21 protein-coding genes and 3 pseudogenes are annotated in these 21,188 nt (G+C 46.7%); 7 read left to right on the top strand and 17 right to left on the bottom strand.

Features of this window, described 5'->3' with window-relative positions; translation table 11 throughout:
* Nucleotides 1-285 (top strand): annotated as a pseudogene (locus C7N83_RS07270) (transposase); the annotation flags it as partial.
* 77 nt (nt 286-362) lie between these two features.
* Here the strand turns inward: C7N83_RS07270 and C7N83_RS07265 are convergent.
* Nucleotides 363-1,025 (bottom strand): carbonic anhydrase, encoded by a 663-nt coding sequence (locus C7N83_RS07265; RefSeq protein WP_106741671.1) that lies wholly within the window; start codon nt 1,023-1,025, stop codon nt 363-365.
* Between the two features lie 319 nt (nt 1,026-1,344).
* On the opposite strand from C7N83_RS07265, the gene C7N83_RS07260 reads away from it, so the two are divergent.
* Nucleotides 1,345-2,346 (top strand): adenosine deaminase, encoded by a 1,002-nt coding sequence (locus tag C7N83_RS07260; protein WP_106741679.1) that lies wholly within the window; start codon nt 1,345-1,347, stop codon nt 2,344-2,346.
* Nucleotides 2,347-2,380: 34 nt separating this feature from the next.
* Nucleotides 2,381-2,878 (top strand): thiol peroxidase, encoded by a 498-nt coding sequence (gene tpx, locus C7N83_RS07255; protein WP_106741669.1) that lies wholly within the window; start codon nt 2,381-2,383, stop codon nt 2,876-2,878.
* 71 nt (nt 2,879-2,949) lie between these two features.
* Here the strand turns inward: tpx and C7N83_RS07250 are convergent, their stop codons facing one another.
* A complete protein-coding gene (locus C7N83_RS07250; protein WP_106741667.1) occupies nt 2,950-3,276 on the bottom strand; it encodes a YegP family protein in 327 nt (108 codons plus the stop codon).
* Between the two features lie 200 nt (nt 3,277-3,476).
* Nucleotides 3,477-4,517 carry a biotin synthase BioB gene (gene bioB / locus C7N83_RS07245; RefSeq protein WP_106741666.1) on the bottom strand — a complete coding sequence of 347 codons (1,041 nt, stop codon included), beginning with the start codon at nt 4,515-4,517 and terminating at the stop codon, nt 3,477-3,479.
* Nucleotides 4,518-4,804: 287 nt separating this feature from the next.
* Here bioB and C7N83_RS16605 point away from each other — a divergent pair, with 287 nt between their 5' ends.
* Nucleotides 4,805-4,930, top strand: coding sequence for a hypothetical protein (locus C7N83_RS16605; protein WP_281256749.1), 126 nt, complete (start codon nt 4,805-4,807; stop codon nt 4,928-4,930).
* 416 nt (nt 4,931-5,346) lie between these two features.
* On the opposite strand, the gene C7N83_RS07235 is transcribed toward C7N83_RS16605, so the two are convergent.
* The 5 genes from C7N83_RS07235 to C7N83_RS07220 form a co-directional block, all read right to left on the bottom strand.
* The gene (locus C7N83_RS07235) at nt 5,347-6,033 is read right to left on the bottom strand and encodes a Sir2 family NAD-dependent protein deacetylase (RefSeq protein ID WP_106741677.1); all 687 of its coding nucleotides are present in this window, start codon (nt 6,031-6,033) and stop codon (nt 5,347-5,349) included.
* Nucleotides 6,034-6,119: 86 nt separating this feature from the next.
* Nucleotides 6,120-6,734: a glutathione S-transferase family protein gene (locus C7N83_RS07230; protein WP_106741663.1), complete on the bottom strand. Its 615-nt coding sequence runs from the start codon at nt 6,732-6,734 to the stop codon at nt 6,120-6,122.
* Between the two features lie 103 nt (nt 6,735-6,837).
* On the bottom strand, nt 6,838-7,038 hold the full coding sequence (locus tag C7N83_RS07225) for a hypothetical protein (protein ID WP_106741661.1): 201 nt from the start codon (nt 7,036-7,038) through the stop codon (nt 6,838-6,840).
* 180 nt (nt 7,039-7,218) lie between these two features.
* On the bottom strand, nt 7,219-7,365 hold the full coding sequence (locus C7N83_RS14740) for a hypothetical protein (protein ID WP_170064846.1): 147 nt from the start codon (nt 7,363-7,365) through the stop codon (nt 7,219-7,221).
* 146 nt (nt 7,366-7,511) lie between these two features.
* Nucleotides 7,512-8,939, bottom strand: a complete 1,428-nt coding sequence (locus C7N83_RS07220) for an acyl-CoA dehydrogenase family protein (RefSeq protein WP_211296606.1) — start codon at nt 8,937-8,939, stop codon at nt 7,512-7,514.
* Nucleotides 8,940-9,274: 335 nt separating this feature from the next.
* On the opposite strand from C7N83_RS07220, the gene radA reads away from it, so the two are divergent.
* Together radA and C7N83_RS07210 are read left to right on the top strand one after the other, a co-directional pair.
* On the top strand, nt 9,275-10,654 hold the full coding sequence (radA, locus tag C7N83_RS07215; protein ID WP_106741660.1) for a DNA repair protein RadA: 1,380 nt from the start codon (nt 9,275-9,277) through the stop codon (nt 10,652-10,654).
* A 92-nt stretch (nt 10,655-10,746) separates the two neighbouring features.
* Nucleotides 10,747-11,364 (top strand): annotated as a pseudogene (locus C7N83_RS07210) (IS1595 family transposase).
* 129 nt (nt 11,365-11,493) lie between these two features.
* On the opposite strand, the gene C7N83_RS07205 reads toward C7N83_RS07210, so the two are convergent.
* The 7 genes from C7N83_RS07205 to C7N83_RS07175 form a co-directional block, all read right to left on the bottom strand.
* Nucleotides 11,494-11,985 (bottom strand): DUF302 domain-containing protein, encoded by a 492-nt coding sequence (locus C7N83_RS07205; protein WP_106741658.1) that lies wholly within the window; start codon nt 11,983-11,985, stop codon nt 11,494-11,496.
* Nucleotides 11,986-12,055: 70 nt separating this feature from the next.
* On the bottom strand, nt 12,056-12,388 hold the full coding sequence (locus tag C7N83_RS07200; protein ID WP_106741674.1) for a rhodanese-like domain-containing protein: 333 nt from the start codon (nt 12,386-12,388) through the stop codon (nt 12,056-12,058).
* A gap of 201 nt (nt 12,389-12,589) precedes the next feature.
* Nucleotides 12,590-13,996, bottom strand: coding sequence for a dihydrolipoyl dehydrogenase (locus C7N83_RS07195; protein WP_106741656.1), 1,407 nt, complete (start codon nt 13,994-13,996; stop codon nt 12,590-12,592).
* Nucleotides 13,997-14,219: 223 nt separating this feature from the next.
* Complete coding sequence (locus tag C7N83_RS07190; RefSeq protein WP_106741655.1) at nt 14,220-14,957, bottom strand: glutathione peroxidase; 738 nt, start codon at nt 14,955-14,957, stop codon at nt 14,220-14,222.
* Between the two features lie 175 nt (nt 14,958-15,132).
* Nucleotides 15,133-15,909: a 1-acylglycerol-3-phosphate O-acyltransferase gene (locus C7N83_RS07185; protein WP_106741672.1), complete on the bottom strand. Its 777-nt coding sequence runs from the start codon at nt 15,907-15,909 to the stop codon at nt 15,133-15,135.
* Between the two features lie 32 nt (nt 15,910-15,941).
* The gene (gene mutM / locus C7N83_RS07180) at nt 15,942-16,769 is read right to left on the bottom strand and encodes a bifunctional DNA-formamidopyrimidine glycosylase/DNA-(apurinic or apyrimidinic site) lyase (RefSeq protein ID WP_106741653.1); all 828 of its coding nucleotides are present in this window, start codon (nt 16,767-16,769) and stop codon (nt 15,942-15,944) included.
* A 100-nt stretch (nt 16,770-16,869) separates the two neighbouring features.
* Nucleotides 16,870-17,535, bottom strand: a complete 666-nt coding sequence (locus C7N83_RS07175; protein WP_106741651.1) for a class I SAM-dependent methyltransferase — start codon at nt 17,533-17,535, stop codon at nt 16,870-16,872.
* A gap of 216 nt (nt 17,536-17,751) precedes the next feature.
* Here C7N83_RS07175 and C7N83_RS07170 point away from each other — a divergent pair, with 216 nt between their 5' ends.
* The gene (locus C7N83_RS07170; RefSeq protein WP_106741650.1) at nt 17,752-19,938 is read left to right on the top strand and encodes a LysM peptidoglycan-binding domain-containing protein; all 2,187 of its coding nucleotides are present in this window, start codon (nt 17,752-17,754) and stop codon (nt 19,936-19,938) included.
* Nucleotides 19,939-20,573: 635 nt separating this feature from the next.
* Here C7N83_RS07170 and C7N83_RS14735 read toward each other — a convergent pair.
* Both C7N83_RS14735 and C7N83_RS07165 read right to left on the bottom strand, forming a co-directional pair.
* Nucleotides 20,574-20,723 (bottom strand): hypothetical protein, encoded by a 150-nt coding sequence (locus C7N83_RS14735; protein WP_170064844.1) that lies wholly within the window; start codon nt 20,721-20,723, stop codon nt 20,574-20,576.
* Nucleotides 20,724-21,057: 334 nt separating this feature from the next.
* Nucleotides 21,058-21,188: pseudogene (locus C7N83_RS07165) on the bottom strand (IS1595 family transposase); the annotation flags it as partial.

Here is a 21,188-nt window from a genome sequence, read left to right as displayed (position 1 = left end):
GTCTGCCTGTTTCCGCTGCCCCGGAGCCGTACGCAAACCGATTTATACGACCAATGCGGCAGAGGCGGTACACCGCCAGTTTCGGAAGCTGGCCAAAACCCAAGGCGCATTCCCCAATGAAACCGGCCTGCTGAAGCTTTTATATGGCGGTATCGGTAAGGCTTCGGGGAAAAATGGACGATGCCGATTGCAAACCGAGGGCAGACGCTCCCGCAGTTGGCGGTTTGTTTTGACGGCCGGACGGCATTATCCGGTTGTAGAATTCAAACTGACACAGGATTTTGAACGGCCTCTGACCGATTCGTATTTCCGGCCTAGCGAGTTAATGGTAATTTTATCCTGCGCATAGGCGTGCCTTCTGATTACGGCTGCGGTACACTCCAATCACTGTCGGTCAAATCATAGATTTTCTGAATCTCTTTTAAAATGTTGTCGAAATCAATATTCAAATCTTTCAGACGGCCTGTACGGATATCAAATACCCAACCGTGTACCACCGGAAATCTTTCCTCTAAATAACGCTTTTGCACACCGGCGCTTTTGATGACGTTGATGCATTGTTCCTGTACGTTTAATTCCACCAAACGGTCGTAACGTACTTGCCCGTCTTCAATGGCATCCAATTCTTCGCGGTGCAGGCGGTACACATCGCGGATACAGCGCAACCAAGGATTGAGCATGCCGTAATCTTTGGCTTGCATAGCTGATTTCACCCCGCCGCATTCGTAGTGGCCGCAGACAACAATGTGTTTTACGTTTAAATGATAAACCGCATAATTGATAACGGATGCTACATTAATATCGATGGCATTCACCATATTGGCGATATTGCGATGCACAAACACTTCGCCCGGCTGCATGCCCATCATGTCTTCTGCGGTGACACGGCTGTCGGAACAGCCGATGTAGAGATATTCCGGCGTTTGGTTGATGGAAAGCTTGTCGAAAAAATGCGGGTCGTTACGCAATTGCTGCTCGGCCCATCGGCGGTTGTGTTCAAAAATATCTTGTTTGGTTTTAGACATGCTATTTTCCTAAAAACAGGCTCATGCGGAAGTCTAGGTTGATTTACCCGATTAGACAAGCCCGAAGGCATAAAAAGGTCGTCTGAAAGTTGCACCCCCGTTCTAAAGTAGCAATCTGGATTATCTATAAGTACAAGCCATTGGCATGAAAATCGGTTTAAACAGACAAAACGAAGCCGTTTGCCCGTATTCATCTGCCCTATACAGAATCTTACACTCGCAAACATTGACCGGCTTGGTTGAAAAGACGACAATCAGCCGACAAGTAACGGATTTTATGATGCCTTTTCCATTAAATTGTCTGAAAACGAAAGCAACCATGACAAGAAACGAATTAATCGCAGCCCTGCCCAAAGCCGAATTACACATCCACATAGAAGGTACGTTCGAACCGGAATTGATGTTTGAAATCGCCCGACGCAACGGCGTAAAAATTCCTTACGCCAATGTAGATGAAGTACGCGCCGCTTATGATTTCCACAATCTGCAATCCTTCTTGGATATTTATTATGCCGGTGCGGCAGTCTTGCTGTATGAGCGCGATTTTTACGATTTGACCCGCGCGTATTTGCTGCGCTGTCGTGAAGATAATGTTACCCATACCGAAATTTTCTTCGATCCACAAACGCATACCGCACGCGGCGTAGCTTTTGAAACAGTGTTAAACGGCATTGAACGGGCCTGCCGTGAGGCGCAGGAAAAATGGGGTATTTCCAGCTGCCTGATAATGTGTTTCCTGCGCCATTTGTCAGAAGAATCGGCATTTGAAACGCTGGCACAGGCCTTGCCGTTTCGCGACAAAATCACCGCCGTCGGTTTGGACTCCAGTGAAGTCGGCCATCCACCCGCTAAATTCAAGCGTGTGTTTGCCAAAGCACGTGAACATGGTTTTTTGGCGGTGGCGCATGCCGGCGAAGAAGGGCCGCCGCAATATGTATATGAAGCATTGGATTTGCTCAAAGTCACACGTATCGATCACGGCGTACGTTCGGCAGAAGATGATGCGCTGATGCATCGTTTGGTTGAATTGCAAATACCGCTGACAGTTTGTCCTTTGAGCAATCTGAAGCTCAAAGTCGTCAATGATTTAAGCCGGCACAATCTGCGACACATGCTGCAACGCGGTGTGTTGGTGACAGTGAATTCGGATGACCCCGCCTACTTCGGCGGCTATGTAAACCAAAATTTTATCGAATTGGCCGAGGCTTTGGATTTGAGTAATGACGACATCCGCATACTGTGCAAAAATTCGTTCAAAGCCTCGTTTATCAGTGACGCGGAAAAAAAAGCATGGTATCGTCACATCGATGAGACCGTTTAACCGTAGGGCTTAACTTATCCAGAAAGGAATCACCATGGCTCAAGTAACTTTCAAAGGCGAACCGGTAGAAGTAGGCGGCACGCTGCCCCAAGTCAGCCAAACCGCCCCTGCATTTACATTGGTTGCCACCGATTTATCCGAAAAAAGTCTGTCGGATTTTGCCAACAAGCGAAAAGTGCTGAATATTTTCCCAAGCATCGATACCGGCATTTGCTCGAAATCAGTACGCGAATTCAATGAGCGCGCCACCGGCTTGGAAAACACGGCGGTATTATGCATTTCTGCCGATTTGCCGTTTGCTTTAGCGCGTTTCTGCGGTGCCGAAGGCATTGAAAACGTGACGTCGCTTTCAACCTTCCGCTGCAAAAATTTCAAACAAGACTACGGCACCGAGCTTTTGTCATCGCCGCTCAAAGGTTTGAATGCACGTGCAGTGGTAGTGTTGGACGAAAATAACCGGGTTCTACACAGCCAATTGGTTTCTGAAATCGGTGAAGAACCGGATTACAATGCGGCTTTGGCTGTCTTGTAAGTATCAATAAAATCAAGGCCGTCTGAAACAATAAGTTCAGACAGCCTTTTTCAATCACTAATATTATTTTATCAGCCTTCCAGCACGCTTGCTGAGGCAGCTTCTGCTTTCACTTTGACAATCGCCGCATCACGCCCTGCCTCATCAGCCCAAAGCGGACTGGTGCCGATAATTTGGCCGTTGGCGGCTTTCAGGTTGAAGTAAAATTTCCCGTTGTTGCTTTTTTTTGATTCATACCCTGAAGCTTCGGTAGAATTTTTTCGTATCGATTCAATGCCGTTTTGCGCTGAAGCTTTGCTGTTGTACTGCTCGCTTTTGAGTAGGGTCTTATTATCATCGCCCAGCAAGCTGAAGCTAAAATGACCATCGTCGCTCTTGCGTAATTCAAATGCTGCCATGCTACACTCCTTTTCAGTTGGTTGTATCACTTCCTGACGCAGAGGCGGGAAATGAAAGATATTCCTGATAATATAAAAACAGCTTGGGACTGTGTCAATCAAATATATGCAAACTTTCTAGATATCATGTAAACACGGCGACTTTACCCATATCAAAAATCAGGCGTCTGAAAGCACAGTGTCCAGACGGCTTCAATCTATCAGTAATCCACTTTGATGGCTGATGGCGGATGATCTGCCTGCGGTTGATGGTTTAAAGGTACCAAGTCTAATTTATCCATCAGCAGGCGATCGCCGTCTTCTTGCGGATTGTCGGTGGTAAGCAGCTTGTCACCATAGAAAATCGAATTGGCCCCGGCCAGGAAACACATGGCTTGGGTCGATTCCGGCATACCGGTACGCCCTGCACTCAGGCGCACGAAGCTTTTAGGCATGGTAATCCGCGCTACAGCGATGGTGCGCACGAATTCCGTCCAATCCAGATCTTCCGCTTCGGCCAAAGGCGTACCTTCGACTTTGACCAACTGGTTAATCGGCACACTTTCAGGTTGCGGGTCGAGGTTGGCTAAGCTGGCAATCAATCCGGCACGTTCGGCGCGGGTTTCATTCATGCCCACAATGCCGCCGCAGCAGACTTTTAAACCGGCATGACGCACTTTTCCCAAAGTATCCATGCGGTCTTCGTATTGGCGCGTGTGGATGATGTCGTTGTAGCGGTCAGGGTCGGTATCAAGATTGTGGTTGTAATAATCCAGCCCGGCCTCTTTCAAATCTTCGGCCATACCGTCTTCGAGCATGCCGAAAGTGCCACAGGTTTCCAAGCCTAAGGCTTTCACGGCTTTAATGATTTCGGATACGGTTTCCACGTCTTTCGGTTTCGGCCCACGCCATGCCGCGCCCATACAGAAACGGCTAGCACCACGCGCTTGCGCGATTTTGGCTTTAGCAACGATTTCATCGACATCCATCATCTGCTCTTTGCCCAGATTGGTGTTGTGGTGTGCCGATTGCGGACAATACGCGCAATCTTCAGGGCAGCCGCCGGTTTTGATGGAAAGCAAGGTAGAGAGCTGGATTTCACGCGGATTGAATTGCTGGCGGTGGGTTTCGGCAGCCTGATAAACCAAGTCTAAAAACGGCAGGGCGAACAAGGCTTCCACATCGCATTTTTTCCAATAACGCGCAGTCGGATGCGGCTTGCGCTCGGTTTGACGGCGCAAGGCTACAGGAGAGAGTGTCATGTTGTGTTCTTTCGATATTTGCAGCGGCCCAATGACGCTGATGGCTCGACTGTCGGCGCAATGACGGCAGCGGCGGACAAAGACTGTCTGAACAGTAAGCGTATCTATGCAAACACATTTGCGCTATGATTTCAGACGGCGTGGAAAGTGTAACCTTTTTGAAAACCCACTGCAAAGGATTTTTTAATGTCTGCATTCAAATTAGCGATATGCGACGGTGTACTTGGCCGGCAGCGAACGCATTATCTGCGGAGTATTGATCCATATCGGCCGAACAAGGCCTGTATATGGGCCATCGGGAAGTCTGGCGTTTGTCCGTCGGCAAATCGATAGGCAAGAACATAGACATGATGGGCGAAAGACCGTCTGAAAGCATGTGGCAAAAATTTACCAAGCGCGCCAATACCGTATAAAATAAGATGTCACGGCGGTAAAGAATATCAAATCCGCGCCTGATTCGCTCGACATTACCTATTATGCAGCCTCCAACGGCGATTTTGCCAAAATAAACACCCTTCAGTGCCACCGGCCTGCTACCGCTTTTTAAAGATGAAATGTTCAGCTCAATTTAAGTCAAAGCAGGCAAACCGGTACCGGATTTATTTTTGGCCGCTGCCACAGCCATAGACTGTGCGCTGTAAGATTTCATGGTGGTTAAAGGCAGGCTTCGCGCAATGAACACCGCGAGGAAGCTTACACGAAGCCGACGCAGTGGTATTGGCGTTTGACGATATGGCACAATGGCCGCGATTGATCCGGAATCATCGGGCATAACGGTTCAGGCCGTCTGAAGGTTTCAGACGGCCTGAACCGTTGGATAACGTAAAAATTAACTTTCCGCCTTGGCAATTAAATATTCTACCAAGCCCGGTACGCCTTCTGCCGCCCGTTTTGAAATCACTTCGATATTTGCCGCTACGCTTTGCGGATTCGGGTCAACCAGATAAAAATCGGCATACGGCGGGGCGTAATGCACCAAAGAAGCCGCCGGATACACCTGCATCGACGTGCCAATAATCATGACTACATCAGCATCGCGCATTTCTTCTGCCGCCGCATCAAACATCGGTACTTTTTCGCCGAAAAACACAATATGCGGCCGCATCGCGCCACCGCTGCTGCTCAATGTTGCCGACGTTTGTTCGCCCGTAAAATCAATGATTTCCTCGGGCTTATCAACGCTGCGCAATTTATTCAGTTCACCGTGTAAATGCAACACATTTTTGCTGCCGGCCCTTTCATGCAGATTGTCCACGTTTTGCGTGATGATTTGCACGCGGTAATGTCCGGCCAAATCCTGCAGGGCTTTGTGCGCCGCATTCGGTTCGGCCGCATTGGCTTGGCGGCGGCGGCGGTTGTAAAAATCGATAACCAACTTCGGATTGTGTGCCGAGGCTTCCGGCGTGCATACATCTGTCACTTTATGGCCTTCCCACAAACCGCCCGCATCGCGGAAGGTTAATAAGCCGCTGTCGGCGCTAATCCCTGCGCCGGTTAGGACCACACATTTTTTCATGCTGCCGCATCCTGCCATCAAGGCCGTCCGAATGTGATGAGACACATTCGGACGACTCTAATTATCTTCTCAGATTTCAAACAAGATTACCCTATGCCTTGAGTTTTCAATGCCTTTTGCACGCCTTCATCGACTTCGATCCGCTGATAAAAACTTTCCAGCTTATCCAAGTGGTTCAAATCAATACCGAATGCTTTCGCCCAGCGTAAAACAACATACACATACACGTCAGCAATCGTCAATTCACCCGCCAGGTAATCCTGATTTTGCAAAGCCTTGTTGACCAAACCAAAATATTCGCCTACTTTCAAAATCGCCCTTGCACGGATTTGCGCACCTTCGCCCTCACCTTCAATAAAGCGGTTGGGGTGAAACACATAAGCAAAGGTCGAATGCAAATCGGCATTGGCAAACGCCAGCCATTGGCGCGCTTTGGCTTGTTGGCGCACATCGCCGCGTCCAAACAGTTTGGCTTCGGGATATTGCGTATTGATAAAATCCAAAATCGCCGTGTTTTGTGTCAGCGTCCAATCGCCGTCTTGCAAAACTGGTACGGAACCTAATGGATTTAAGACCAAAAATTCCGGCGTTTTCAATTCGTCGTGCGCCACCCGAACCGCTTCAAAATCAGCCTTTGCCCATTCCAAAGCCACGTGCGGCACCAACGGGCACGCACCCTGTATATAGTAAAGTTTAAACATCGTTTTTCCTTTGAATGGTGAGAACGGTTATTGTACGGCCTTTTCTTTTGAAAAGACCGTCTGAAAGCATCATTTGATTGAAAACTTTCAGACGGCCTTGATGTCAGTCGTCGGGACGAAATCTGGCAGCAGCCCGTTCGCGTGCCACAGTATCTTTGTCTTTTAACGTCGCGCCCAAACCCAATCTTTTTTCATATTCGGAAGACGGTGTATCGTCGTCTTCCATGCCGAATGCGCTGGCATTGACCCAAAGCGACAGCAATCCTGCCACGGCCGCTAAAAAACCGACAATATACCAAAACATATCTCTTTCCTCAACCGCCACACTCAGGCGGCTCGGCTTTTTGCTATCGACAGAATTACTGTATCACATTCCGACAAAAGGATAAATTATTCTTACCTAATACAATATTCGGCTGCTTTAAGCGTTAAAGAACGAAAAGGGCGTCCAAAAACGTATTCGGACGCCCTCGAATATTTCCAATCAACCGCCACACACGTCGCAGCAACCGCCTTCTCTGTGGCCGCCATGTTTTTGTTCGTTGTCCGAGCCCGGCAATTCCACTTCTTTTTTGGCTTCGGCTTCTTGATTCGGTAGATCGTTGACTTTGATTTTGTTTTCTTCACTCATGGAATGACTTTCACTTCAGGTTTAAAATTCGACCATCATAACATGATTTTTATACTCATCTTTTAACACAGCACAAAATACACCAAATATAAAAAAGGCGGCCCGAACCCGAACACTTTTCTGTTTCAGACAGCTTTTTATCACCATCAGCAATATTCGCAATCCAAAATGTCTTTGCGGATATTTTTCAGCAAAAACTCAGCAGCGGTATCGGATGCAGTTTGCACGAACACAAATAATTTCGCCACTACTTTGCCGACGAATACTTTTTTTAAGGCACAGGCATCGGCGATTTTGTAGGCATCCAAGAAATCGGCAATGTCTTGCGGCAGGGTGCGTTTCGCCAGTTTTACCGTGTTCATGCGTTTGTCGCTGTTAAAGCGTTGCAGCAGGGTTTGGTTTTTATCTGGTTTCACGCCTGCTTCTTTTTCCTCGGCCGTAGCACGATTGAATGCATCGTAGATTTCGGCATACAACATGTCGTTCGGCCCTTCAAAAATTGTGAACGGGCGGAAGTCGATGGCAATGTTGCTGGCGACATGGCCGCTTTCAAAACCTTTCGCACCGAGTAATTTTTGCAGCTTTTGTGCGGCATCGTAAGTATACTCTGTGGCTAACGTTTTGATGATGTTGGCTTCCATTACCTGATGGCCGACCGGCCGGTCGGGTAAAACACGGTTGCAGGTAAAATCATATAATACTTGCGACACTTCATAACGGCGCTCGATCTCACGACATTCGAATTCAACGAATTTAATGTCGTTGCGTACGTATTTTTTCATGTTTGCAACAATGTATTCCATAATACCGTGCGTCATGCCGACCAATTGCAGACGGCTGCGGATGAAGATATTTTGGAAAGCACGCAGGCTGGCCGCATCGCTGTCGGATAATTTCATAACCAAGTCAGCCGGAATATTACCGTCAATACGGTTAATCGCATAGCGCACCGCACGCAGACCTTCCGATTTCAATACTTCGCAGCGGATGTATTCTTTTGGCACCAGCAATAAATTGATGACCTTAGACAATTTGCCGTTTTTACGTTCTTTGGCCGCAACCAGCAGAAAATCACTTTGCGAGTTGCCCTGCCAATATTTTGCCGCTTTGACGTAAATCGTTTCATCATCGACGTATTCATAAAACGACTGCATTTCACGCGCAATCGCCGCACCGGACGTTTCCGGTTCGGTCACACCCAAGCCGCCGCCTTCGCCTTTAAAAATCAAGTCCAATCCGAGTTTGATTTGCGGTTCGCTGCCGAATTCCTGTAAAGGCTGCAGCACAAGCGCACCTTCAATGCCGGTGCGCAAGGTTACCGGCACGCCGTAATGGCCGGCTAAGCGCAATACTTCCTGAATTTCAAACTGATTGCTTTGACGGCCGCCGTGTTTTTCATCTAAAAACGGCAGCAGCAAACCGGCATTTTTCAATTCCAACCATTTTTCTTCCGGCAAATATTGCATTAAGCACAATCCGTCGCCGAACACGCGCGCAAATGTCTCTTCGATATGTCGCAAAAAAGCAGCCGTATCCATGTTTACCGGCTGCAATGTAGATTCTGCAGGTGCCATACAACCTCTTGTAAGATGATGCGTTTTAGAGTTTAGAGTTTATTTACTAATATATATATCATAATCTTCATCAGGCGACAATCGTTATCAATAATTTTGCGGGTTTCAGTTTGAAAAACAACCTCTTGTGCGGTTAAAGCTTCATCAAAAGCCATCTGAATATGCTTTTTGTATTTTTATGTGCTCGTACTGACTTGAAAAATACAACACTCTGTTTTATAGCTTGTTTATTTGCCGATAAATCAGGCCGTCTGAAAAGTTTCAGACGGCATCGCATGGCTGGAAAGCCTTTCCAGTATAATAACCGGATTCTGACTTTATTCACGGAACACTTCATGGCCAAAACACCGAAAACTGTTTACCAATGCACCGAATGTGGCGGCACATCGCCCAAATGGCAGGGCAAATGCCCACATTGTAGCGAGTGGAACACTTTACAGGAAAGTCTGGCCGCGCCGGAGCCGAAAAACGCGCGCTTCCAATCATGGGCGGCAGATAAGTCGAGCGTACAGTCTTTGTCTGCCGTGACCGCAACCGAAGTGCCGCGCAATCCGACCGGCATGGGCGAACTCGACCGCGTATTGGGTGGTGGATTAGTGGATGGCGCAGTAATTTTGCTGGGCGGTGATCCAGGTATCGGCAAATCCACCCTACTGTTGCAAACCATCACCAGAATGGCGCAAACACGAAAAGTGTTGTATATATCCGGTGAGGAATCGGCGCAACAGGTCGCCCTGCGCGCGCAGCGTTTGGATTTGCCGACCGACGGCGTAAACCTTTTAGCTGAAATCCGCATGGAAGCGATTCAGACGGCCTTAAAGCAATATGAACCGGAAGTGGTGGTGATTGATTCGATTCAAACAATGTATTCCGACCAAGTTACTTCTGCGCCCGGCTCGGTATCGCAGGTGCGCGAATGTGCAGCGCAACTCACACGCATGGCCAAGCAAATGGGTATTGCCATGATTTTGGTCGGCCACGTCACCAAAGACGGGGCGATTGCAGGGCCCCGCGTGTTGGAGCATATGGTCGATACAGTGCTGTATTTTGAAGGCGACCAACATTCCAATTACCGCATGATACGTGCGATTAAAAACCGCTTTGGCGCGGCCAATGAATTGGGGGTATTCGCCATGACCGAAACCGGATTGAAAGGCGTATCAAACCCTTCGGCAATTTTTCTTGCCAGTTACCGCGATGACGTGCCGGGTTCGTGTGTCTTGGTGACACAGGAAGGTTCCCGTCCGTTACTGGTAGAAATTCAAGCTTTGGTTGATGATGCCCACGGTTTCACACCTAAACGTCTGACCGTCGGCCTTGAACAAAACCGTTTATCCATGCTGCTGGCTGTGTTAAACCGCCACGGCGGCATTCCCTGTTTCGACCAAGACGTGTTTCTCAACGCCGTCGGCGGTGTAAAAATCGGCGAACCGGCAGCCGATTTGGCGGTGGTTCTCGCCATGCTTTCCAGCTTCCGTAACCATCCGTTACCGGAAAAAATGGTGGCATTTGGCGAAATCGGTTTGAGTGGCGAAGTGCGGCCCGTGGCACGCGGACAAGAACGGCTCAAAGAAGCGGAAAAGCTCGGCTTCAAACGTGCCATCGTGCCGAAAGCGAATATGCCGCGCAATGCGAAAGAGTTCCCGGATTTGGAAATATCCGGCGTGGGCAGTTTGCAGGAAACGATTGATGTGTGCCGCAATGCTCAGGATTAAATAGAGTACTGTTGTCCGTGATGATTATACTCAAATCACACCATTTATTTTTAGGAGCTGGCGTAGATTGGCAGTCATGATGGGCTGCAAAAATGAAGATAAGCTGTTGCAAATTAAAAAAGCGTATCCCAAAGAAACGGCTTCAGTTCTTGTATTGGGACGAACTGCCCGTTCCACCTCCGGTATTTCAGGCATCCAAGCCAATTCAACTATGCTGTTTTAACGCAAAATCCGCCAAGTCTGCCATTTAGAACTTCAAGCCGATGAAATTTTCAGCAGTTCTGTCGGGTTGGATAAGCGTTATTCCGGCGTGCGGAGCAAAAGCAAACGTGATCTCAGAGCCGCAGACAAAGTGGCTGTGTTTGTGGTATCTTAAAACGACATGGAAGGGTTTATACTGCTGTTATAGAAGACACCAAACAAAAGACTTTGTTACCTGCTATTAAAAGGAAAATAATGCCTGATTGTTTATACGGACTGCCACAAGAGCCATGATATGAGTGAATGTACCCACGACCGCATCAATTATTCGCAACTTTTCGCAGACAGAAAAAAATCATACCAACGGTATTGAAAGCTTTTGGAATCAGGCAAAGCGCGTTCTGAGAAAATATCACGGGATCAATAGAAAATCTTTTCCATTATCCTTGAAAAAATGCAGGTCTCGCTTTAGCTTCACTACACCAAAAGAGCAGCTGAAAATTTTGTAGAAATAGTGTGGGATTTAGAGTTAGCCCCTATTTTATATAGGGCTGTAAAATAAGCATTAGGCCGTTGGAAACGTTTTCAGACGGCCTAATGATATTGATATAGGATGCTTTGATTACATTAATAATGAATTACTCTGTGACGACTTTACGAATCAGTTTTTCTGCATTGGCCAAAGTATTTTCCACTTCTGTATAGTTAATTTTGCTGCCTTTGATTAAGGCACGGGTATCATTGAAAACGACTTTCACATGTCCATTGGTTTCAGTGACCAGCACTCGCAGCGGCAGTTGCAAGGCGAATTCAGGATCTTTTACCATCAAAGGCGTGCCTGCTTTGGGCATGCCGAACACAATTACTTTGGCCGGTTGCATATTCAAGCCGTTTTCTTTTGCGGCGGCTTGGTGGTCGATAACGGCAAATACTTTCATGCCTTTCTCTTTTGAAGCGCTTTGCAGACGGCTGACCGTATCGTCAAAAGAGTATCGGCTTTCAATTGAATGGGTCAGATTCATGCGCTTTCCTTGACGCGTGGCTTGGGGATGTTTGTCTGCTGGTGTGGCACAAGCAGCAATTACCGTGGTTGTAAATAATGCAATTGCAAAAGTTTTAAATACTGACATTGAAATTCCTTTTTTATATCTAACTTTAAGGCTGTCTGAAAGCAGGTATGGTTTCAAACTGCCTTGATGATTAATTCAAACCTTTTTTCAGTAAATCTTCATAGCCGCCATGATTGGTGACATTTGTGTAACCTTCTTTTTTCAAGGTTTCCAATACTATTTCTGCACGACGGCCGCTGCGGCAATACAGGTTAACAGGTGCGTTTTTATCAGGGCTGATTTTTTTGATTTTAGCGGTAATTTCATTCGCAGGAATATTGACCGCGTTTTGCAGATGGCTTTGGGCAAATTCTTGCGGTGTGCGTACGTCAATCCATACACCTTTGACTTTGGCAGGTTGGAAAGCGATTGCTTTTTCAACCGGTTTGGTATCTGCCGCTTGTGCAGATAAGGGTAAAATCATCGCAGTAGCCGCCAACAACAGTAGAAATTTTTGCAAAATATCCTCCTTGAGGTTTGATTGGTAAAGCTTGTTTAAATGATTCTACATGATATTTTCAGAAAACCACAAATTTTTTAAATGGTATTTCTCTGCAAATCTAAAAGCTGTTTGAATACTGTTCAGACAACCTTTAGATTAAACCTTTAAATGAAAAGCGCTGTTTTAAGCCAATTTTAATTTGGCATTTACATCACGCAAGGCGGTACGCAAACCTTCTTCAATGACCGGATGATAGAACGGCATATCCAATATTTGCGGAATGGTCATCTTCATTTGATGCGCCCAAGCCAAAAGATGCGCCAAATGTTCGGCAGCAGGGCCGAACATTTCCGCGCCTAAGAATAAACCGGTGCCTTGTTCGGCATAAATGCGCATATGGCCTTTGTTAACCAACATCACGCGGCTACGGCCTTGATTTTTGAAGGATACTTCACCGGTTACAAATTGGTCTTCTGGGTATTGGGAAGAAATTTGTGCGTATTTCAAGCCGATTAAAGCAATTTGCGGCGAAGTAAACACGACACTAATGGTGCTGCGGCGCAAACCTCGTTCCAGACTCGGATAACGGCCTGCATTGTCACCGGCGATTTTACCTTGGTCAGAGGCTTCGTGCAGCAACGGTAATTGGTTAGACGCATCACCGGCAATGAAGATATGCGGAATGCTGGTTTGCATGGTCCGTGGATCGGCAGTCGGAACGCCTCGGTCGTCCATTTCAATGTCTAAGTTTTCCAAGCCGATGTTGCCCACGTTCGGATGGCGGCCAACGGCGGCCAGTAAATATTCGGCGGTAAATTCGCCGTTTTCGCCATCTTGTTCCCATTTCACGACCACATTACCGTTGGCATCCAATTTAGCTTCGGTTTTAGCATCCAAATGCAGCGTCATTTCTTCACCGAATATGGCTTTAGCTTCTGCCAGCACTACTGGATCGGAAATACCGCCCAACGCACCACCGATACCGAATACTTCAACTTTCACGCCCAAGCGGTGCAAGGCCTGGCCCAATTCCAAACCAATCACGCCTGGACCGAATACAGCCACGCTTTTCGGCAGAGTATCCCATGAGAATACGTCGTCATTGATGATGACTTTGTCACCTAATTCTTTCCATTGCGGCAAGATAACCGGACGTGAACCGGTGGCAATCACGATGGTTTTGGCAGTAATTTCGGTATGGTCGTCAATTTGCACGGTATTGGCATCGATGAATTTTGCTGTGCCCATAATGCGTTTATCGGCAGGCCATTCTTCTACATCGCTTACGACGAAACCGACAAAACGGTCACGCTCAGACTTGACGCGGGCCATCACTTCTTCACCGTTAACGGTCACGCTGCCTTTATCCAAGTGAATACCGAAAGGATCGGTATGCAATGCATGATGACGGGCTTCGGCAGCGGCAATCATTAATTTGGAAGGCATGCAGCCGACACGGGCGCAAGTTGTACCAAATACGTGGTTTTCAATCAGATAAACGTTATCTGTGTGCAAACGGGCATTACGAAATGCATTCATACCTGCGGTGCCGCCGCCAATTACTACCACATCTGCTTGAATTTTTTTCATTGTCGATTCCTTTATGGTTGCCGCCCGACATATTTTTCAGACGGTCTATTGGTTTTTTTAGAAATGCCGATTAAATTTAATAATAATCGGATTTCATTGTAAATATAGAGTTACTCAGGTAATGCCGCCCGAAAGTCCGGTATTACCTGAATAACTCCAACATTATCCAGGAAAGCAGCATGAAGGCTGCTTTTTATCTTTAACAACGGTTAATCGTTAATGATTAAACAGCCGCCAAATAAGTATCCAGCTCCTCACTGCCGCCGATGTATTTACCGCCGATGAATACTTGAGGGGCAGTCATCTTACCGGTAATAGCGCGTACAGAAGTCACAGTAGCGTCTTTACCCAAAACGATTTCTTCGTAAGACAGACCTTTTTCTTCCAGAGCTTTTTTAGCTTTAGTGCAGAATTGGCAGCCTGGTTTAGTGAAGATGGCGATAGATTCTTGGGATTTCCAGTTTGGCGCGATGTAGTTCAACATAGTATCAGCGTCAGATACTTTGAATGGATCACCTGGCTCTTCAGGTTCGATAAACATTTTTTCGACTACGCCGTCGTTAACCAACATAGAGTAACGCCATGAACGTTTACCGAAGCCCAAGTCGTCTTTGTTTACCAACATGCCCATGCCTTCGGTAAATTCGCAGTTACCGTCAGGAATCATCACGATGTTGTCAGACTCTTCCTCAGCAGCCCAGGCATTCATCACGAAAGTGTCGTTTACAGATACGCAGCAGACTGCATCCACGCCGTTTTCTTTGAATGCTTTAGCCAATTCGTTGTAACGCGGCAAGTGGGAGGAAGAGCAAGTGGGGGTAAATGCACCAGGCAATGAGAATACCACTACTTTTTTACCGGCAAACAATTCATCGGTAGAGACATCTTTCCAAGTATCACCAACGCGAGTGTGGAATACGACGCTAGGTACTTTTTGACCGGTACGATCTTGCAAAGCCATTTTTTAGCTCCTTTTTAGATTAGGTTTATAAGGGTTGAAAATCAATGCGTGTATTCTAACCCGCCGATTTTCATTTGTATAATTTGTAGTTCAAATAATATTAATAGTTTTAAACTATAAACTATATAACTGCTTCTAAAAATAAATATATAGGCTGTCTGAAAATTTTCAAGGCTTATTCAAAACTATTTTTATCCGATTCGATTTGTTGGCGCACATAGTTTTCGGCAATATCTTTCAGCACATAACGGTCACTGCCGGGATATTCAGACGGCCTGTATAAAGGCAAAAAGTCTAAACGGATGCGGATTTTTTTCATTGAAATGATACGCCACAACGATGACACTAAATTTACATTGGCATAAGAAGGCTCAATACTGCGGCGCCCCAGGCTGTCGTAATAACGCAAGGCTATCACCTGAATCGGGGCATCGGCATCAATGGCCGATTGGAACAATGCCGCTTTGAAAGGCAACACTTCCTTGCCTGAAGACGTGCCCGCTTCTGGAAAGAAGCTCACGTTTTGCCCCGAACGCAATGCAAAGCCGATGGCTTGGTTGATCGGTTCGATGTCGCGGCGCGAGTTGCGGTTGATGAAAACCGTGCCGGCATTTTTTCCTATTTTGCCCAATACCGGCCATTTGCTGATTTCTTGTTTGGCAATAAAGCTGCTCGGATACACGGCACTCATGGCAAAAATATCCAGCCAAGATATATGGTTGGCAACAACCAACGTGCCGTTAACTGCTTGTTGCTCCGGCGGTGTACCGATTTCGAGTTCGACGTCCAGTGCCTCTAACGCGCCCCGGCCAAGGCAGATCACGGCCTGATTACGCTGTTGCGGATTGTTGCCGTCAATGTTATTCAGATTTTTACCGGTTTGGTAGAGCCACACTGTCAAACGTGCCAATCGGCGGATACGGGTGGTAAATGAAGCTTTAGGAGAGGACATTTTTTTCTTAATTTCCATTTTTTCAGACGGCCTTATTTTTGGCAATACGCACAATAAAAGGTACCACGCTGACCCAAGGTCTGTTTTTGAATCAATTGGCCGCATTGCAAACAAGGAGCGTTGTGTCTGCCGTAAACAGCATATTCCTGCTGAAAATAACCGCTTTTACCGTCGCTATTGACGAAATCGCGCAAGGTGCTGCCGCCGGTATCAATTGCCCGCTGCAAAACCACTTTGATGGTTTCAGCCAATAAAGCACATTCTTTTTTGGTCACCTTACAGGCCGGACGCTGAGGCAGAATCCCTGCTTTAAACAGGCTTTCATTGGCATAAATATTGCCCACCCCAACCACAACAGCATTATCCATCAGCGCCAGTTTCACCGCGCGCTTGAGCGGCTTTAACTTTTTATATAAATATTTGGCATCAAACCCATCAGACAACGGTTCAGGTCCCAGTTTCTCCAATAAGGGATGATGTTCGGCAATGCCTTCATACCATAAAAATGCCCCGAATTTACGCGGATCTCGATAACGCAGCAAGGTGCCGTCTGAAAAACAAATGTCAACATGATCGTGTCTATCGTGCGTATCAATGCGTTCACCACCTGCCGTAAAAATCCGCAGGCTGCCCGACATACCCAAATGAATCAGCAAAATACCGGTATTGAATTGAATTATTAAGTATTTTGCGCGCCGTTGGCAGTCAAGCACCGTTTGTCCGGGCAAAATTTGCGGCAATTCGGAATGAATCGGCCAGCGCAATTTGGGTTGACGCACTTCAACCGCCGATACGGTTTTCATGGCGATGTGCGGACTGATACCGCGTAAGGTGGTTTCTACTTCAGGTAATTCAGGCATATTTAATGAGGATAATTAAAAAAAAGAGAGACAATAAAGCTAACCGCCTTTGTTTTAAAGCAGCATGCCGTCTGAAAATAGTAAAACTCTGCAAAATACCTTATTCGCTTTCCACGCGGCCAACGGTTAAAGCAACCGGTTGCTCTGCCAATTCAGCTTCAAAATCAGGCAAAGGCGTGACACCTGCAACACGTTTGACCAATACCAAGCCATATACTGCCGCGCATTGCGGCCACCAACGATCACCTGCTTTCTCCAAAAAATGCCAAAATTTCAAAGCCGGCGCATTTTCCAACGGCGGTACATAAACCATAAATTGTCCGTATTCGATTTCAAACCCAAAATCTTGAATACACTGCCTGAATCGGTGCAAGGTAAAGCAATTTTTCCTATAAGGCAACAACTTACCGCTAAACCATTTACTGCCATACCAAAGAGAATTGAGATTAAATCCGGTCACAACCAGTTTACCGCCATGTTTCAATACCCTGGCTGATTCGGCCAAAGCCAACAACGGCGAATCGCTGTATTCGTGGCTGTGTGGCAGCAACAGCATATCTAAAGATTGGTTTTCCCAAGCCATTTCACTTGCATTCATGCGCACATCATCAGGAACATAAATAAGATGTTCAGACGGCCTCAACCAACTTTGCCCGATTTGTACTGCTTTTTCTCCTGCGGAAATTTGCACATACCTTTGGAAAAACTGCTGCTCTTTTTGCGCAACATATTGTCCGATTAAGGTTTGTTCAAACCATGTGTTCATCTGCGCTCCTAACTTTCAGACGGCCTCGTAATGGACTTGGTTTCAAGTTATACCACAACCCCTGCTTTCCAAACGCAGCGTCATGACTTTTTGCCGAAAAGTCGGCATTAAGGCCACACTGTCCGTAAATACCCGGCTTATCGGCTTGACGCCCACAACGTCAAACAGTAGTATCCAAGTGACTAAATTTATTCTATCTTACTATTATTTTTGACTATGGCAAAACTGAAAACGATTGCACTTACCATTTCCGGCATTTCTGCCGTTTCCGGCGCCACTTACGCACAAGCGGCCAGTCATGCTACCCCTAACCAGGTGGGTATGGCAATGATGCGTTTGAATTCCGCATTACTTGACCAAGCCAAATCACAAACCTTTGGCTCCGGCAGCTTATGGGCTTCTCTGCGTAAAGACTTCCGCATGAACGAGGTCAATAGCGAATTGGTTCGCCGTCACGAAAGCAAGTTTTCTGCAGGTCGCGCTTATTTCGACCGTACAATCAACCGCAGCAAACCTTATATGTATCACATTGCTACCGAAGTCAAAAAGCGCAATATGCCTGCCGAAATCGCTCTGCTTCCTTTCATCGAAAGCGCCTATGTGACCAAAGCTAAATCGCATGTCGGTGCTTCAGGTTTGTGGCAGTTTATGCCCGCGACCGGCCGTCATTACGGCTTGGAAAAAACCGCTTTATATGATGGCCGCCATGATGTTTATGCTGCTACCAATGCCGCGTTGAACTACTTGGAATATCTCCACGGCCTGTTTGGTGATTGGTCTTTGGCTTTGGCTGCCTACAACTGGGGCGAAGGCAATGTCGGTCGGGCTATTAACCGTGCGCGCGTACAAGGTTTGGAACCGACTTACGAAAACCTGAGCATGCCGAACGAAACCCGCAATTATGTGCCGAAATTATTGGCAGTTCGCAATATCATTGCCAACCCGCAGGCTTATGGCATGAATGTCAGCGAAATCAGCAACCAGCCTTATTTCAAAGCAGTGGATATCGATCAACCGATTGACCACAGTGCCATTACTCGCTTGGCCAATATCGGTGAAAGCGAATTTTTAGCATTGAATCCGGCTTTTAACGCACCAGTATTTATCCCTAAGGCCAACCGCAAATTATTGTTACCAGCAACCGCTGCGGCAACCTTTGAAAAAAATTACCGCAATGCCAAACCGGAAACCTTGTTGTCTTGGGACGTTTATACCTCATTCAGCAACACCCGGCTCAGCTCTATTGCTGCCGAAACCGGTATGAGCGTAGCCGAAATCAAACGACTGAACGGCATCAGCGGTAATTCATTGTCTGCCGGCCGCAGTATTTTGGTTGCTAAAAACAGCTTAAACGGCAGCAATAATGCCTCGATTAACTTCATCGATATCGATAACACACCGGATACTTATCGTTCGAATATGCCTGAAATGGCGCCGATTCAATTGGCCAGTAATACCAAAACTGCCGATAGCCTGACTGCTGATATCGTCGTACCGACTGCGAAATCCAGTCAACCGATTGATTTTGTGAGCCGCACACAGGCTGAAAACGTTGCTGCTGCTGCAAAAGCACCGCCTGCCGAGGCAGTTGTCACCGTAATTGAACCACAATTGGCGCCTGCCAAACCTGTTCCGATTGACATGATTGCCGCAGCAGTACAAGCAGAAACAATAATTGCTGAAGAGAAACCGCAGCCGCCCACACCAATAAGCTTAGCGGCAGGTTTGGTATCCGATGTGGCGGATACCGGAGCAGACGAAGCGGTTGAAATTACCGTCGAAACCACGCCCGAACCGGCTGCGGCTAAAGTGGTATCGGCCGAACCTTTCCCGTTGCCGACACAACTCCCTCAAACCGAGCAGCCTAGTCAAGATACCGATTATTTGATGGCACTGGTACAAGATTCGGCTTCGCGCCTTCAAGCTGCAGAAACGGTTCAAGAAACGGTTGCCAAACTGCCCGAGCAAGAAAATGCAGCTAAAGTCCGTGCGGCACGATTGGCTGAAAACCGAACGAAACAGCAACAACGTGTTGCCTCCCGCTTGGCGCGTGCGCAAATAACTGATTCTCCACAAAACGTAGCCGGCGGGATGCACCGTGTTGCCGAAGGCGATACTTTATACAATATTTCGCAACGCTATAATTTAAGCGTAGCTGATTTGATTACCGCCAACAATATCAAAGGCAGCAATATCCGTAAAGGTCAATTGTTGCGTATCGCTGTGGCGAAGCCGAAAGCAAAATCTGCTACAGTTCAAAACGTTTCTTATACCGTTCGTAAAGGCGATACCTTGAATACCATCGCCAACCGATTCAACATCAATGTCAATGACATCCGCCGTTGGAATAAAAATACCCGTACAGTAACACCGGGTCAGCGTTTGAAATTACAAGTCAGTTAATTGTAGAAAAAAGAACCGCAATGCGGTTCTTTTTTTATGCTTACTATTTTCAGACAGTCTGAAAAAACAAAAACCATGACTGATACCTTGATATGAAATCAGCTAAGAAACAAAAATGAAAAATTTAAGTTTTGGCGGTTATTGAATTTCATAGTCAAACAAAAGAATACAATTTCCAGTTTTTATCAATCCAACAAAGGCTTTGCCCAAACTTTGCAAAACTGCTTCCGGCTGTAAACAGTGGCACCGGATTCGCCAAAACCTTTTATCCTGTGTTCGATTTCGATCCGGGTGTTGAGTTACACGGCTTTCATTTGATTTCTCTCTATTTGACCTGTCGAAGGAGGCACTATGAAAACCTCTACATTCAGACTTTTATTGTCACATGTTGTGGTGGCCGCCGTTGCCGCAGATATGGTTTATTTCTATTTCGGACGTGTCGAGTAGATTCCTGTTATGGTATTGCGCGACACTGACATATTCAGAATCGACTATTATTGTCAAATTGTAAAAAAACCGTCTCTCCCTGATTAATCACGGTTACACAGCAGGTAAAATCGGCAGACGTTTCTATACCGTCAGATGTAAAGTTTTGCCGATCGGGGATACGACCAATCCGCCTGAATGGAACTTTATTACTTGGAATGATAAACTTTGATTTGATCTTTCGGGATGGTATGTTCCAGATAGTTGTAAATATCGGCCGGCGTGATGCCGGATACGCCTAAAGCATTCCAACGCGGATCTACTGTAATAATATCGGCATTTGAATATATTTGCGCCATAGTTGGCCGAACAGTTGCAAGGCAACACCGCAACACCCAGACATATCATTTATGAAATCAACGCAAACGACCCGGTGGCAACTTAGGGAATTATCGGCAATAATCCGTCAATGTCCTCGTTCAGTGGTGGAAAAAGCCGTATAGGAAACTGGATTTATGTCCTTTCCGAACAGGAAACCACCGCGCATAACTGCTATGGTTTTGCTACGCCTAATTGTGTTGAACGAGGATATGCTGAAAAACTGGAAATACCCAAAACACAGACTATAGATGAAGCTAACAAATAATTGAGGATACTTAAATGAAAAATCTTTTGCTTAGGGGCTGACGCAGATTAACCCCAAACACCACACCATTGCCGCAGCATTTCAAGCTGCCCGGACGGTACGCCAAAGTTAAAGCGGAACCCGCATTCTTTCAAGGACAGCGGGCAAGATTTACGGCCAACCTCATTGTATTTGCGCA

Source organism: Neisseria iguanae, assembly GCF_003013245.1.
GTDB classification, from domain to species: Bacteria; Pseudomonadota; Gammaproteobacteria; order Burkholderiales; family Neisseriaceae; genus Neisseria; species Neisseria iguanae.
The sequence above is the reverse complement of the archived record's forward strand: the minus strand, read 5'-3'. Positions and strand labels throughout refer to the sequence as shown.